The following is a 14,446-nucleotide window of genomic DNA, read 5'->3' on the forward strand; positions in this document are numbered from 1 at the left end:
CGCATGCGGCAGGATAGAAGAACACGGGGCATCTCCGCAGGTGAGGCTACGTTTGGCAACTCTCCAAACCAGCGAGATGCCCCGTTCGTCACGCCACCTGTCAACACACCACCGCCTCCTCGAACGGGTATCGCGCACGAGTTATCCCACCCGCGAAGAGGCCCGACGAGACATCACTAGATACATCGAGTTCTGGTACAATCGCAAACGTCTTCACTCGGCAGTGGGCTACCGTCCTCCTATTGAAGTCCATGCCGAGTTTCAGAGTTTGCGACTCGCTGCGTAAATTAAGGCCAGACCCTGTCCGAAAAACGCGAGGCCCCTCAGATCGCCCGGGGGTCAGTTTTCACGAAGCGACGACAGCGGCGGTCTGTCCGAAGGTGTCGTGCTTACGCAGGCAGACCAGCGTGCACCGGGCCCGGTCATACGGCCGCAGCTTGCAGACCCGGTCACCCTCACAGGCAACGATCGCCATCGTGACCAGTTCGAGGAGCTCTTCATCGAGATCGCATGCGGCAGGATAGAAGAACACGGGGCATCTCCGCAGGTGAGGCTACGTTTGGCAACTCTCCAAACCAGCGAGATGCCCCGTTCGTCACGCCGCCTGGCAACACACCACCGCCTCCTCACACGGCAGCCGTACACATGGAAAAGGCTCCAGGTTGGCTGCCTGCAAACAGCAGCGGCATGCCATCATCCCGGGTGGGTGGCGGCTGGGAATGCTCATTGGCGTCATGGGGCGGCGGTGAGTTCTTCGGGGAGGGTGCGTCTGGTGTTGATGGGGGCGATGCGGGTGAGTTCTCCCCAGACGATCAGGCGGTAGTCGGAGGTGAGGACGGGTGTGCAGGTGGTGAGGGTGATGTAGCGGCCGCGGGTGTGGCGTCCGGAGCCTTCGGGGATGTGCCGGATGGCGCCGATATTGTTTTCGGAGGTTTTCGGGAGCGTTGCGAAAACAGTGTAGATATACCATTTTTGCTTTGTTTCAACGACGATGGGGTCTCCGGGGCGGACTTTGTCGAGGTTGTGGAATTTTGCTCCGTGTCCGTCCCGGTGTGCGGCCAGAGAGAAGTTGCCTTCGTCCTCCCAGGGCATGGCGGCGCGGACGGGGCTGGTGTAGTAGCCGGCGACTCCTTCGTTGAGACGTCCGGGGTCGGTTCCCTTGACGATGGCGATTTCGTCGGCGTCGGGCCCGAGCGCGGGAATGCGGAGGAAGCCGATGCCGGGCGGGGCGGGGGCGGCGGGGGCCCGGGGACTGTGCGCCCATTGTTCTCTGATGGCCTGAGCGGTGGACCGGGCGTGTTTGTCAGCTTCGACGTTGGTCCACCAGATGGTGTAGAGGAGCATCAGGCCGGTCAGGACGGCTGCGGTCAGGAGTACTTCGCCCAGGAGCTGGGCCAGCCGGCCGGCGCGGGGCGGGTCTGGGGGGTGGCGGTGGCGCAGGGAGCTGGGGCGGCGGGGGGTGGTCATGAGTGCGGGGGGGTGTGCTCAGGGCGTGTGGGCGGGCCCGGTGACCAGTGGGGTGAGCGCATCGGCGTAATCCTCGGGGGTGGGAAGGGTGTAGGCCCGGTTGGCTGCGGGGTGGAGGATGGCGTGGCGGGGGCAGGTGGTGGCAGAGGGTCTGAGCAGGGTTTCGCGGACGGTGCGGGCGGTGCGTGCTTCGAGGATCCGTACCCGGTAGACAGTCCGGTACAGCGGTGCACGGCGGGTGGTGTAGGTGCAGTGCTGGCCGGTTTTCTCCTCCCGGACGCGTTCGGCGCAGGCGACCAGCTGTATGTCGTGGTCGCTGTGTGGCCGGAAGGGGGTGCCGCGCCAGTGCCGGCCGGGGAAGGGGATCGCTGCTGTGACGGTGCCGGGCAGCCGGTCGCGCAGGTGGTAGATCTCCACGGGGTGAGGGCCCGGCCCGGCGTAGGGCGGGTTGCCGGGCAGGTAGTGCGGCGGGGTGCCGCACAGGATGCTGACGGGCACTTCCTTGTCGCTGGCGCGGGCGTCGTGACGGTGGACGAAGAGGTATCCGTATCCGCTCACGACGGCAACGATCAGCAGGGCAGCCGCGGTGAGGCTGCCGCCGCCCCAGTACGGCGGCACGGTTGTCCGGCGGCGCGGCCGGGAGGCAAGGTCCATACAGCTCAGTCATCGCGGTGTGCCGCCCGGCCGCAATCCCGCACCTCTGCCTGCCGTGCCTGCTCCGCAAGGGTCACCTGCCCCCCTTTGCCTGCCCTGCCAGCGGCCGCGGTGAGGGAGGGCCTGCCGCGGGCGGCCTGGTCAACACGCTGCCTGCGCGGTGCTGGAACCCCTGCCATCCATCAGCAAATATAGCAACCTCACATATAAGAGTCTTGCATCACATATTGGTCTGAACAGGGCACCCGTCGCCCGGGTACAGCCGCCCCTTGTGCACGCCTCGCGCACAGAAGTGGGGGGCGGCCACCGCCCTTGGCCGCACCACCGGCGTGGGGAGAAACAGCACATGGGACTGCTTGTCCAGGCACACGAGATCAGCGCCATGGGCAGGGACGGCCTGCTGTTCACCGCCGTCAGCGGCAAGATCGAGCAGCCCCGGCTCGCCGTCGTCGCCGGCCCTGCCGGCGACGCCCGCAGCGCCCTGCTGCTGGCCCTGTGCGGCCGTTTCGCTCTCGCCGGCGGAACACTGACCACCGAAAACGCCCGCACCACCCGCGAAACAGCCGCCGTCCTGCGCAGGCGCATTGCCGTCGCGCGCGCCCTGCCGCGGGCCGGCCTCGAGCCCACCTTGCGCGTCAGCGAGGCAATCACCGAACGCAAGGCCATGTGCGGCCGCAAAGGCATGTCCGTGCCTGCCGTGTGGGAAGCCTTCGAACTCATGAGGGCCGACCCGCCCCCCGCCCACGCCCTGTGCCGCGAACTCGACCCCGTCGAACGCACCATGCTGTGCGTAGCCCTCGCCTACGCACAAAAACCCGACGGCATCGCCATCGACGACGCCGACTGCGGCATCCCTCCCCACGACGTCATCTTCATCCGCCAGGCACTGCGCGCCATCACACACAGCGCCATCACCGTCCTGGCCGCCTCCGCCGACCCCGGCTGGGGCGACACCCACATCACGCTCACCCCCACACCCATCCCCCCCCTCCCCGCCCCCGGGGAGGATCCCGGCCCGGACACCCCCGCCCCGCCGCACCACCCCGGCCAGCCCGCCCCCCAAACCGCCCCCGCCGAAGACACCGGACACCCGCGCCAGCACAACAGCGGGAAACAGCCCGCTCCGGCACGCGATACGGCGCCGCACCACAGCGGACAAGGCCAGACCGCGCAGAACACACCGGAACACAAGACCACCGGGCCCGCCCTGGCCGGAACCGGCCAGCCCCCCTCCCCCGCCGGCCCGGCACCCGGGCCATCCAGTGAACCCGCCCGCCCCCACGACCGGCCTGCCAGCCGGCACAGCCCCGGGCAGGATCCCGCCCCGCCGCGCAGCAGCGAGCACCCCCCCGCCGCCCCTCAGGCTGCACACAACAGCCCCGCACAGACACAGACCGGGCATCACCCCCCCGCCCCCGCCGGCACACACCAGCACCCCGACCCGCACACCAGCCGCCAGGCACCGCCCGGCAGGAAAGAGCACACCGGCACCGCCCAGGGCGACGCCAGCACAGCGGCCCCGCCCCCCGCCGGCACCGGCCCGCGCACGCCCGCCCGCCAGCAAACCCCCGACAGCCCGCCCCGCACCCCGCCCAGCCCAGCCCCCCCGCCCCCCGCCCCAGCAAACGGCGAGAGCACCCGCCCTGCTCCCCCGCCCGGAAAGAGCACCCCATGAGAGCACTGCGCCTGGCCTGGCTGGAACTGCAGCGCTTCCGCGGACCGAGCCTGCGATGGCTGCCCGCCCTGCTCATCATCGTGCCCCTGCTGGCCTCCCTCATCCTGCTCACTGCCCTGTGGGACCCCGGCGGACGCCTCGACCGGGTACCCGCCGCCATCATCAACCTCGACCGGCCCGCCAGCGCCCAGCCCGACAAAAACCGCCCCCCCACCACCATCGACGCCGGCAAACGCCTCACCGAAGAACTCGAACTCTCCCGCGACTTCGCCTGGCGCACCCTCACCCCCGGCCAGGCCCGCCGCCAGCTCCAGCAGGGCCGCATCTACCTCACCCTGACCATCCCCGAAAACTTCTCCCGCACCATCGCCCGCACCCTCACCCGCCCCCGCACCCCCACCGCACCCCTCACCCTCCGGCTCAACAACACCAGCAGCTACCTCATCAGCCAGGCCGCCACCGCCCGCATCCCCCGCATCCAGGAACAAGCCACCACCATCGCCCTGGCCTACGGCACCCAGCAGACCACCGACACCTGGCACGACGTACGCCGCACCACCGACAAACTCCTCAACATCACCAGCACCCTCACCCACACCCCCGGCCCGCCAGACCCTCCCCCCGCCAGCAACACCCCCGCCCCCGCCAGCCAGCTCGCCGCCCAGCTCACCGAAACCACCACCACCCTCACCCAGCTCAGCCAGACCCTCAACGACCTCTCCGCCAGCAGCGGCAAAATGAGCTACCAGCTCAACGACGCCGCCTCCACCGCCCAGACCTCCCAGGACAACGCCACCACCCGCCCGGACAACCCCGCCCTCATCCAGCAGAGCACCACCCAGACCACCAGCTCCGTACGCCTCGCCCAGGACACCGTCACCCAGCTCAGCAACCAGCTCCAGACCGCCGCCACCACCACCCAGGCCCTCCTGGGCAAAACCACCCCCCTCACCACCACCGCCCAGACCCTCAGCACCACCCTCGCCAGCCTCAGACAACAACTCAACACCCTCGCCGCCACCATCCCCCCCGCCACTCCGCCCGACACCCCCCCCACCCCCCACCTCGTCCCCATCCACCACAAACACACCACCCCCTCCCTGACCCTCGGCCAGAGCCTCACCCCCCTCGCCCTCACCCTCACCGCATGCATCATCCCCCTGACCACCCTCACCACCCTGCGCACCCACAACCCACGCGCTCTCACCACCCCCCTCAACCCCCTGACCACCACCCTCGCCGCCTACCTCCCCCTCGCCGCTATCACCACCCTCACCACCCTCGCCCTCTACACCACCACACAAACCCTCACCAAAACCACCACACCCCAGCCCTGGACCACCCCCGCCCTCATCACCCTCATCACCCTCACCACCACCGCCGTCACCCACACCCTCAAAACCATCCTCCCCACCCTCACCACCCCCCTCCTCACCCTCACCACCGCCCTCCAGCTCGCCGCAGGCAACACCCTCTACCCACCCCACACCACCAACACCCTCTACACCACCATCCACCCCTACCTCCCCCTCACCCACACCATCCAGACCCTCACCACCACCATCAACACCACCACACCCCCCGCCCCCCGCACCATCCTCACCCTCCTGGCCACCACCCTCCTCGCCCTCACCCTCACCACCCTCACCCTCAGACACCGCACCACCCACACCCACCACACCCTCCACCCCCCCACACCCCACAACACATAAACCACACCACCCCACCCAACCTCCTCCCCACCGCCACTGAAACCGCCCCGCGCCCGGCACTGAACCGCCGACTTGTATGGCGGTAGCGGAACGCGGTCGGGCTGGCCGCTCGTAGCGTCCCGTTAGGACGCCGGTCCGGGTGACTCGTGAACCGTCTGCCGCTCTCTTCGGGGCTGGCTCTCCCGGGGCATGTCGCCGGTCCGGTGTCCGTTCACGGTCTGACTCACCACAGGGCCGTCTGCCATGCTGCGGCGACGGTGACGACGGTCCGGGCCGCGGCCGGTCCCCCGGTGAGGATGATGTCCCGGGCTCGGTCGCAGCCTTTCGTGGGTGTGGTGGGGCTGTTCATCCGTGAGTGCCGGTCTGGATCAGGGTGCAGCGGAAAGTGATCCGCTCGGCGACGGCCGCGCAGAGCCGGGCGTCCCCGAAGGTCTTGTCCCACTCGGTGAACGGGTTCGCCGCGACCGCGGTAGCTTTGCGTTCCTCACGCCCGGTGAAGATCTGGAACAGCAGTTTGGCGCCCTTGCGATCCAGGCTGAGGCAGCCGAACTCGTCCAGGCAGAGAAGGCCGATCTTGCTATAGCGGGCGATCACGCAGGACAGACGGCGGTTGGAGTCAGCTTCAGCGAGCTCGATTACCAGCGCCGATGTGGTGGTGCAGCGGACCGACAGGCCGCTCTCGGCGATCGCGGTGCCGATCCCGATCAGCAGGTGGGACTTGCCGGTGCCGCAGCCGCCGATCAGCACCAGCGGCCGTCCTTCGCCGACCCAGGCCGGAGACTTCAGGTCCGCCACGACCTCGGGGGTGACGTTCGGGTTCTTCTCGAAGTCGAAGTCCTCCAGCCGGTTCGGGCGGGGGAAGCGGGCCAGCCGCAGCAGCCTCTGCTGGCGGCGCAGGTCCCGGTCGGCGAGCTTGGCCTGCAGCATGTCCAGCAGGAACTGCTCGTAGGTGGCCTGCTCGCGCCGGGCGGTGGCGGCCAGGCCGATGAACCTCTCACGGAACGCCGGCAGGCGAAGCTCCCGGCATGCCCCGTCAATGAGCATGTCCTCCCGATCCCGCAGCGGCATCGGCGGCCGGGGGCCTTGCCGGTGTCCTGCTCGCCGCCCTGGTCAGTAACGGTAATGGTCACACTCATGCACCGTGGCCTTTCCGGGTCTGGCTCTCGCGGCCGGCGACCGGGCTCAGCAGCCGGCCGTACTTGCTCATGCCGGGCAGCGCCTTGCGCGGGCCGGGCGGCAGACGGCGTGGCGTGCGTGCAGGGAGATCACCTGGGCCCCCGCGCTCTCGGTGCCGTGACCGGACGCAGCGGTATCATTGTCGTCGAGGAGCTCGGCCTTCCCGGTGCCTTCTATCGCCTTGCGGAGTGGAAGCATCGACGTGAGCCCCTCGAGGTTCGCACAGAACGCCTTCCCGGACTGCCTATGGTCGATTCAGCGGATCTCACACAGGGTCACCGGCGGCCCAGCAGCCGGTCACGAAAACTGAGAAACTCCAGATTTGTAACGGCTTCTCACGCGGCCCCCTGCGCGCCTTGTTGAAACCGTTGTGCGGACACGCAACCATTGCGTTCGGTGCAAGCGGGGGAAATTAGGGTTCCAGGACCTTAACCGGATGCCCCCGTTTCGCACTGTGGCCGCCCGGGGATAGCCGGATTCTGCCCCTGGGCGGCTCATCTGCATCGCAGTGCTGCCTCCGCCAGCTTCCGCACCTTTTCCGCGCGTAGTGTGCCGACCAGGACGCACCCACTGCCCCGACGGCTTACGAGTGGCCGGATCTGTCGTGTCGCCGCCTCAGGCACCCAGAGCCGCCAGCGCCGCGCAGGAGCCCTCCCGGTCACGGCGCCACAGGGCAATCTTCAGCGCGTCGAGGACCAGTACTACAGGTGAGATTCGAGAGCCCGGCGTCTTCGCTGTTGGTAGTGGATTCGGCGGGCGGGGGTTTGGTGGGTGCGACGCCCCAGGGACTGGGCGGCGATCACGCCTGGGGTGTGCTGGATGTGCCAGAGGGTCTGGTGGAGCAGGCGGCGGATCTCCTCGGCGGTGCAGGGGATCAGGCCAGGACGGTGTCGAGCGGGAGGGGCAGGTGCAGCGGCGGCCACACTATGGCGGGGTCCATTTCTTCGCCTGCTTCTCCGGGCCGGCCCGGCTGCCCGGTCACGGCGTGTGGCGCTGCGGTGGTGGTGCGGGTGGCGGTGACGGACAGGAACGCGAACGCGGCGAGGGCTATGTGGCGGTGCCAGGGTTCCCACTGGCGGACCTCGTAGTGGTCCAGGCCGCAGTCCGACTTCGCGGTCCCCAAGCAGTCCTCCACGCCCCAGCGCATGCCCGCGACCTGTACCAGCGTCGCCAGGGTGGTGCCGGTGCGGGCGTGGACGGCGAAGAACGCCAGGCCGGCCCGGTCGGTGGCGGAGCGGCGCACGAGCAGCAGATGCCGCCACCCCTTGCGGGCAGGGCCGGCCGCCGACGGCCAGGTCACCTCGGCCAGGGCCCAGTCGTACAGGCGCGCCCTTCGCCCCGTTCCCGCACGAGCGCCGCTCGAACACCAGCGGCACGGCCGCGGCGAGGCCCTCGACCCGGACCGGCCCGGTGCCCACTGTAACGACCGTCTCGTCACACGGCACCGCCAGTTTGCACTCGGTCTTCGAGGACCGGGCAGCGGTGGCTTTCACCCCGCTGCGGACCGCGGTTTGCAGCGCTTTCAGCTCCCCGGCCTTGAGCTGGTCTGCGATCTGCCCGGAGCCCGTGGTGCGGGCTGCGCCGGCGGCTTTCTTCAGCGCCAGCAGCGCGTCGATGGCCCGGCAGGCCGCGCAGCGGGCCTGCCCGGACCCGCGTTCGGTGACCGCGACCAGCTCCCGCAGGACATGAGCTGAGCACAAGGCGTGGGTGGCCTCGGTGTAGGTGTCGTACGGGGCCCAGGCATCATGCATGGCCACCCCGCGGAACGCGGGCAGGATCCCAGCGGCACCGGTGGCCTCGGTCCCGCGCCGCCGGTGCACGCTCAGGTGCACGAACATCCCCGTGGAGGCGGAGTGCAGCCAGTGCAGGCGGCCGGCCGTGCGGAACCCGGTCACGCCGAAGAACGCCAGCGGCGCCCGCGCCACCTGCCCGGCGACCACGCGGCCGGAGGTGTCCAGGGTCCTCGCGCACCGGCGGACCCAGCCCGCCACGGTGGCCACCGCGACCGGAGCGCCGAACAGACCGGCCAGCGCAAGGGCGGTGCGGTCCTTGGACAGAAACTGCCCGTGCATCAGATACACCCCGACGGCGGCCAGCCGGGGGCCGTACTGCACCGGAGCAGCGACCCGGGCCGGAGCGGCGGCCCGGGCCTTCTTCCCGCAGGCACACCGAACCGGGAGCAGCTGGTGCCCGGCGGTCTCCAGCCGTATCTCTTCGGGCAGGCCGAAGACCTGGCGACGCTCCATCCCGGCCACGGGCGCGCCCGAGAGGTCGGCCCCGCAGCCGGCACAGGGGCCAGGCCGGTGCGTGACGGTCTCATCCGGGGTCTCGACCTGGCGCAACGTGGTACCCGGCTGCCCCCTGGGACGGCCCGGGCCACGCCCGGACTTCCCGCGCAGCGGCTTCGGGGCGGGTTTGGCCAGGCCGTCCGGGGACGGGGGCCCTGAGGAGTTTGCGGAGTTCTGGGCCAGCCGGGCTTCCAGGTCCGCGATCCGGGCCCGGGCCTGGGCCAGCTCGCTCCGCAACTCAACCACCAGCGCCGCGAGTTCCTCATAGCTGGGAAGCGGCGCGGTCCGGGACATGAGACCCAATGATCACGATACGGGGCCCCGAGATCAACTCGAATGCCGGTGACCAGCTATCCAGTCACCCATGGCCTTCGCCTTCAAGCACAGGCCCGGCTCCTCCTTGGCCCGCCTTCGGACGGGAGTTAAATGACGGCGCCGCAAGCTTCAAGTGTTGCGGACTGGCCGGTTGCACACCCCGGACGGGTGCTGTCACTCCACTTCGACGCCACCCTTCCGAGCGACGCCGGGAGTCAGCTACCGAGGACCCTGGCGTCTCCCCGGACCGGACTTACACCAGCTGGCTACCCCGAGCCTGTCGTCCGGTTACATCGTTCACAGCCCTTCTGAGCTGCGATGATGTCCGGACTGCTGGACGTACGCCTGCCGTTTAACTTCACAGGTCACCCGGCCTGCTGATCTGCGGTTCGTCCCCGGGACAGCAGGGGCGGCCGTTCCTCGATGCTTCGAGGTGTCGAGCAACGAAGCATCGAGGAACGGCCGCCTGTTATGAGTGTCCCTGCCGGAACGCCTGCGGGTGAGGCGTAGGCGCTGGGTGTCCTGTCCTGGTGCCGGGTTGAGTCCTACACGTGCCCGTACACTCGCGCGGATGCGCTCTTCGAGTTCACGGACGCGGTGCTGGGCGCGGACGGGCCGGTGAGGACGCTGGCCGAGCTGTCGCTGGCGGCCCGGCACCGGCACGGGGGCCCTGTACACGGCGCTGGACCGGAGTTTGGCGGAGCCGGCACGGCTGCGCCGCACGCTTGCCTGCCTACCGCTGCCGAAGGCGGCCAACGGGCGCATCGTGCTGGCCGCGGACGTGACCAACTGGCTCTGGCTCCGGCCCCGGCGCCCCGACCAGCCCCGACAGGCTGTTCTGCCATGCCTACGGACGCGGCGCCCGCAGCAAGGACCAGTCCGTGCCGGGTTGGCCGTACTCTTTCCCTGGTCAAAGACCACAGGCGAAAGCCAACCCGCCATACCACTGAGCTTGCGAAAGGATCAATAGTCAGTCAGATTTCAAAAAATCATAGGAGAGATCAACCAAATGGGCCCCTACATCCTTGCCGTTAAGACGCTCCAGCTCCCCCCTCAGGAGTTGCAGCCCCCCCTTCAGGCGGATTTCCGCATCCTGGCGCGTTTCAAGCGCCGCCTGCGCGTCGAAAAGTGGGTCCCGCAATAGTTCCGCGATGGATTCCAGGCGCTCCTTGCGCGCCAATGCCAAAGATTCGGTCATGTACACCACCGCGCCATTGTTTGAGGCGTGTTGGTCGACTGTGCGCAGCAGCGGCATACCGTCGGCACCTGCCTGGCTCAAGTTTTGTGTGCTCGCCAAAGCCCCTCCCAGAAGTCGCAGGGCCATTTCCCGCTGATATTGCATTTGCGCTTGCGCACCCAGATCCGCCACCTTCGATTCTTTCACTTTCACATCATCGGGCAAGACTTTCCCCAGGTGCCTGCTCAAATCATTAAGTTCCCTGCGCGCGGCTATATCCGCCTCAATGGCCCTTTTTACAACTCCTTCGGTTGATCCTTCGGCTTTGTGTACCGCTTTGTCTACGACTCGGTAGCCTGCTGCGTCAGCGCCGGTACCGATGAGGTTGCTGATCTTCTTGGCGCCGAGGCCGAGGGCGATACCGGCGGTGCCGAGGGTGAGGGAGGCGATGTTGAGGGGATCGTCGAGCTGGTCGCGTCCTGTTGCGAGGGCGGTGATATCGAGGAGAGCGCTGGCGCCGTCGAGGACGGCGCCGGCGAGGGCGATGCCGAAGGCGGCGGACAGGGGGCCGGAGAACACGGCGGTGGCGGCGGTGGTGATGGCGGCTGCGGCGAGGGTGATGCCGTAGATGAGGTACTGGCCCCAGTCGGGTATGGCGGTGTTGCCCGACGGGTCGGTTTTCATGACGGGGTTGGCGTCGAAGGCCATGTAGCGGTTGAACTGGGGGGCGGGGTCACGGGTGAGGAACCGGTTCTGGGCGGGGTCGTAGAAGCGGGCTCTGAGGTCCTGGATGCCGGTGGCACGGTGGGTGTATTCGCCGGCGTAGGTGAACGGGTTGACCCCCGCCGCGCCCGCGGCCGGTGCCGTGCCTGCCGGGGCGGTGCCGGCCGGTGCCGTGCCAGTGGGCAGGGGCTGTGTGGTGTGGGTGGCGTGCTGGCCGTAGTCGGTGTAGTGCCAGGCGGCATTAATGCTGCCGTCGCTAGCCGTGAGGGTGGTGGTATTGCCGTGCCGGTCGTGGTGGAGGTAACCGCCGCCGGTGATGTTCGCGGCCCGGACCGCTTCGCTTGGGGTCCCGCTCTGGCTGGTAAGGGTGCGGGCTTCGCGGGTGACGGTCTGCAGGTAGGAGCCGGTGATCACCGAAGGCTGCGCCTCACCGCCGCTGCTGGTGCTGGTGGTGTGGGTGTCGTTGGTGATGCCGCCGGTTGCGGGGTCGTAGTAGAACCCGGTCACCGTCACACCGGCGCCTTCCCCGCCTCCTTCCCCGTTCCGGCCCGTGCTGGGGTGGGTGGTGGCGGTTTTGCGGGTGCCGTCGGCCCAGTAGGTGTAGCGGGTGGTGGTGCCGTCGGGGGTGGTGACAGAGGCGGGCTGGCTGAGGGGGTTGTAGGTCCAGGTGTTGCCGCGGTGGTCTCTGACCAGGTTCCCGGCCGCGTCGAATTCCTGGGTCTTCTTCTCACCGTCGGCAGTCAGGGCGGTCAGCCGGCCCGCGGGATCGATCTCATACTCGGTAACGCTCTTTTTCCCGCCCTGATCATGGCGGGTGATCTCGCTCCTGGTGACGTCGCCGGAGACGTTCACGGTGTAAACAGTCTCAGTGACCGCCTCACCCTTATCGTCCCTGATCATAGAGTGAATGAGCCGGTCAAAGGCGTCGTACCGGTAGACGGTCCTCGTGCTCACCATGCCCACTGCACCCTGGTCGTCCCTGACCACCGCGCCGGACCCGCTGACGGCGGGGCGGGTGTCGGTCCGGGAGGTGAGGTTGCCGTGGGAGTCGTAGGTGTAGGCGGCTTCGGAGACCAGGGTGCCGTCCGCCCGTACAGTCTTCTCGGTCTTGACCTGGTGGTCGCCGGTGAAGGTGTAGGCGGTACTCACCCCGTTGCCGCGGCTGGCCTTCTCGATCCGGCCCAGGCCGTCGTAGGTGTAGGTGACTTCGGCGAGAGTCTTGCCGCCGGTGCCGGTCTGCTTCGCCGACTTCAGGGTTCCGTCCGCAGCGTTGTAGGTGTAGACCGTCTTCGCACCGGCCGCGTCGAGTGAAGCCACGAGCTGGCCATGAGTGCCGTACTCCCGGGTAAGGCTCTTGCCGTCGGGATAGGCCACCCTGGTGACCTGCCCGTCGGCGTTATAGGCGTAAGAGATAACCGTGCCCGCCTTGTCGGCAGGGTCGAACACCTCCGTCACCCGGCCGGTGGCCTTGTGGTAGGTGTACGCCTTCCTGACCGTGCCGTCGGCTGAGACCGCCGCGGTCCCAAGGACGCGCCCGGTGGCCGGGTCGTAGGAGGTGGTGGTGACCGACCCGTCCGGGCCGGTCACCTTCTCCACCTCACCCCGCTCGTTATAGACCGTGGTGATAACCCCGCCAGCCGGGTCCTTCTCCTGGACGACACGCCCCGCCCCATCCCGCTTCAGGACAGCGCCGGACCGCTCATCCTGGCCAGCCGCCAGGGTCTTCACCACCGGTCCGCCGGTCAGGTCCTGACGGGACTCGGCGGTGACCTCACCGCCGGGAAACACGTCCGTGGCGGCCGGAGTCAGCGTGGCGGTGTCCACCGTGCCGCCCGCACCGTAAGCAAGGCGGGTAGTGACATCCCCGGCTGTGGATTCCCGTGCCCGGCCTATCCCGTCAAAGGACCGGGATGCGGCCGGCACGGGGGTGCCGTCCGCATGGCGGGTGGCCGAAGCGACGGCGCGGTCGGCAGCATCAAGCTTCTCGGTGGTGGTGGTCACCGCCTTAGCCGGGTCGCTCTCCCCGGCGGGGAGCAGGGCGGTGGTCCTGGTGTTGGCGACATCGTCATACGACACGATCTGTTTGGTGCCGTTGGGGGCGACGGCCTTGACGGGCCGGCCGAGCAGGTCGTTCGTGGTGACTGTTTTGCGGCCGGCGCTGTCGGTGGTGGTGGCGGTCAGTCCGTCCGGCGAGTACTCCACCTGCTGCAGTGTCCGCGCCTGCGGGTCACCGGTGATCTTCCCGGCGGTGATGTTGTCGGTCTTCTTCTCCACCCGCCCCAGCAGATCCCGGGTCTCGGTGGTGACATGCCCGTCGGGGGTCGTGACGATGGTGGAGGTTGGGGTGTGGGCGGCGGTGGTGGTCAGCCCGTCCGGCCCGGTCTCCGTGATCACCCGCCCCGCGTCGTCATACGTCTTCTTCACCGACCGGCCCGCCGCGTCGATGGTTTCGACGACTTCGCCGGTGGCCAGGTCGGTGATCTGCTTCACCGTCCCCGCCGGGGTGGTGACCGCATCGGTGCGGGTATGGGCGTCTGTGTCGATGCTGGTGGTGTAGGTCTCGGTCAGCTTCTGCGGCCCCTCATCACCCTCCGGGCGCGCACCCTCGGCCCAGGTAAGAGTCTTCGACGCCAGCTCACCATGCTCATCAGTCTCAAAGCTCGTGACCGTGCGGGCCTTTGGTGTCTCCCCCGGCTTGTTCGCCACCGCTTCGGTGGTGGCCGCAACATGCCTGCCATCCGCGGTGAGGGTGTTCCGCGTTTCCGCGACGGTGCCGTCCGCGCCGGTGGTCACCGATTTCACCGGCTGCCCGAAGGGCCCGTATTCGGTGCGGGTCACCGCCCCGGTAACGTCCTTCCGCTCCACCTGCCGGCCATGATCATCAAACACGGCCGTCTCGGCCGTGGTGCGCTGCCTGCCCCCCGGGCCCAGGTGCGTGACCCGTGCCTCGGCCGGTTTGGCGTAGTTCGCCGGCAAAGCCACCGGGGACGGCGGCACCTCGTCCTTCTCCCCCGTGTAGTCCATGCCCTGTTTGTGCAGGCTGACCCGCCTGTCCCCGGCAATCAGGAACGTCTCGCGCTCCTGCAGCAAATGCAGCTTGTTGTAGGTGGAACGCACCACCGACACCCCGTCCGACAGCTCCGTGGCATACCGGTAGCCCTGGACGGCAGCGTCAGCTGCGTCGAACAGGCCGAACGTGGTGTGCTGATACGCCGGGAAACCGGTGTGGCTGTGCAGCTGCCCGTCCACCGGAACCAGC

At 68.7% G+C, this 14,446-nt stretch carries 9 protein-coding genes and 2 pseudogenes; 4 read left to right on the forward strand and 7 right to left on the reverse strand.

The genetic code is table 11. The features are described from left to right. Positions 1-76: 76 nt before the first annotated feature. Positions 77-286: an IS3 family transposase gene (locus tag AC07DW_RS30720; protein ID WP_478860956.1), complete on the forward strand. Its 210-nt coding sequence runs from the start codon at positions 77-79 to the stop codon at positions 284-286. 60 nt (positions 287-346) lie between these two features. On the opposite strand, the gene AC07DW_RS30725 is transcribed toward AC07DW_RS30720, so the two are convergent. The 3 genes from AC07DW_RS30725 to AC07DW_RS30735 all read right to left on the reverse strand — a co-directional run bounded on the left by AC07DW_RS30725 (position 347) and on the right by AC07DW_RS30735 (position 2,121). Further along, complete coding sequence (locus AC07DW_RS30725; protein WP_478860949.1) at positions 347-532, reverse strand: hypothetical protein; 186 nt, start codon at positions 530-532, stop codon at positions 347-349. 200 nt (positions 533-732) lie between these two features. Further along, positions 733-1,467, reverse strand: coding sequence for a class E sortase (locus AC07DW_RS30730; protein WP_478860950.1), 735 nt, complete (start codon positions 1,465-1,467; stop codon positions 733-735). Between the two features lie 18 nt (positions 1,468-1,485). After that, positions 1,486-2,121: a hypothetical protein gene (locus AC07DW_RS30735; RefSeq protein WP_478860951.1), complete on the reverse strand. Its 636-nt coding sequence runs from the start codon at positions 2,119-2,121 to the stop codon at positions 1,486-1,488. Between the two features lie 346 nt (positions 2,122-2,467). On the opposite strand from AC07DW_RS30735, the gene AC07DW_RS30740 reads away from it, so the two are divergent. Together AC07DW_RS30740 and AC07DW_RS30745 are read left to right on the forward strand one after the other, a co-directional pair. After that, positions 2,468-3,796 (forward strand): hypothetical protein, encoded by a 1,329-nt coding sequence (locus AC07DW_RS30740; RefSeq protein ID WP_478860952.1) that lies wholly within the window; start codon positions 2,468-2,470, stop codon positions 3,794-3,796. After that, entirely contained in the window at positions 3,793-5,508 is a 1,716-nt protein-coding gene (locus AC07DW_RS30745) for a YhgE/Pip domain-containing protein (RefSeq protein ID WP_478860953.1), read from the forward strand. Before AC07DW_RS30740 ends, AC07DW_RS30745 begins: the two co-directional genes overlap by 4 nt. Before the next feature lie 345 nt (positions 5,509-5,853). On the opposite strand, the gene AC07DW_RS30750 is transcribed toward AC07DW_RS30745, so the two are convergent. From AC07DW_RS30750 to AC07DW_RS30760, 3 genes and pseudogenes are all read right to left on the reverse strand, one after another. Next, positions 5,854-6,552, reverse strand: coding sequence for an ATP-binding protein (locus tag AC07DW_RS30750; RefSeq protein ID WP_478860954.1), 699 nt, complete (start codon positions 6,550-6,552; stop codon positions 5,854-5,856). Positions 6,553-7,558: 1,006 nt separating this feature from the next. Continuing rightward, positions 7,559-7,984, reverse strand: a complete 426-nt coding sequence (locus AC07DW_RS30755; protein ID WP_478860957.1) for a hypothetical protein — start codon at positions 7,982-7,984, stop codon at positions 7,559-7,561. Between the two features lie 247 nt (positions 7,985-8,231). After that, positions 8,232-9,266: pseudogene (locus AC07DW_RS30760) on the reverse strand (IS66 family transposase); the annotation flags it as partial. Positions 9,267-9,800: 534 nt separating this feature from the next. Here AC07DW_RS30760 and AC07DW_RS30765 point away from each other — a divergent pair. Continuing rightward, positions 9,801-10,189 (forward strand): annotated as a pseudogene (locus AC07DW_RS30765) (transposase); the annotation flags it as partial. Positions 10,190-10,257: 68 nt separating this feature from the next. On the opposite strand, the gene AC07DW_RS30770 reads toward AC07DW_RS30765, so the two are convergent. Continuing rightward, complete coding sequence (locus AC07DW_RS30770) at positions 10,258-14,436, reverse strand: RHS repeat-associated core domain-containing protein (protein WP_478860955.1); 4,179 nt, start codon at positions 14,434-14,436, stop codon at positions 10,258-10,260. Positions 14,437-14,446: the final 10 nt, after the last annotated feature.

It is taken from the genome of Streptomyces sp. NPDC045701, assembly GCF_056432045.1.

What these genes read in the sequence shown, in the direction of transcription:
- AC07DW_RS30720 (WP_478860956.1), top strand. Translation starts at nt 77, where the DNA reads ATGCCCCGTTCGTCACGCCACCTGTCAACACACCACCGCCTCCTCGAA.
- AC07DW_RS30730 (WP_478860950.1), bottom strand. Translation starts at nt 1,467, where the DNA reads ATGACCACCCCCCGCCGCCCCAGCTCCCTGCGCCACCGCCACCCCCCA.
- AC07DW_RS30735 (WP_478860951.1), bottom strand. Translation starts at nt 2,121, where the DNA reads ATGGACCTTGCCTCCCGGCCGCGCCGCCGGACAACCGTGCCGCCGTAC.
- AC07DW_RS30740 (WP_478860952.1), top strand. Translation starts at nt 2,468, where the DNA reads ATGGGACTGCTTGTCCAGGCACACGAGATCAGCGCCATGGGCAGGGAC.
- AC07DW_RS30745 (WP_478860953.1), top strand. Translation starts at nt 3,793, where the DNA reads ATGAGAGCACTGCGCCTGGCCTGGCTGGAACTGCAGCGCTTCCGCGGA.
- AC07DW_RS30750 (WP_478860954.1), bottom strand. Translation starts at nt 6,552, where the DNA reads ATGCTCATTGACGGGGCATGCCGGGAGCTTCGCCTGCCGGCGTTCCGT.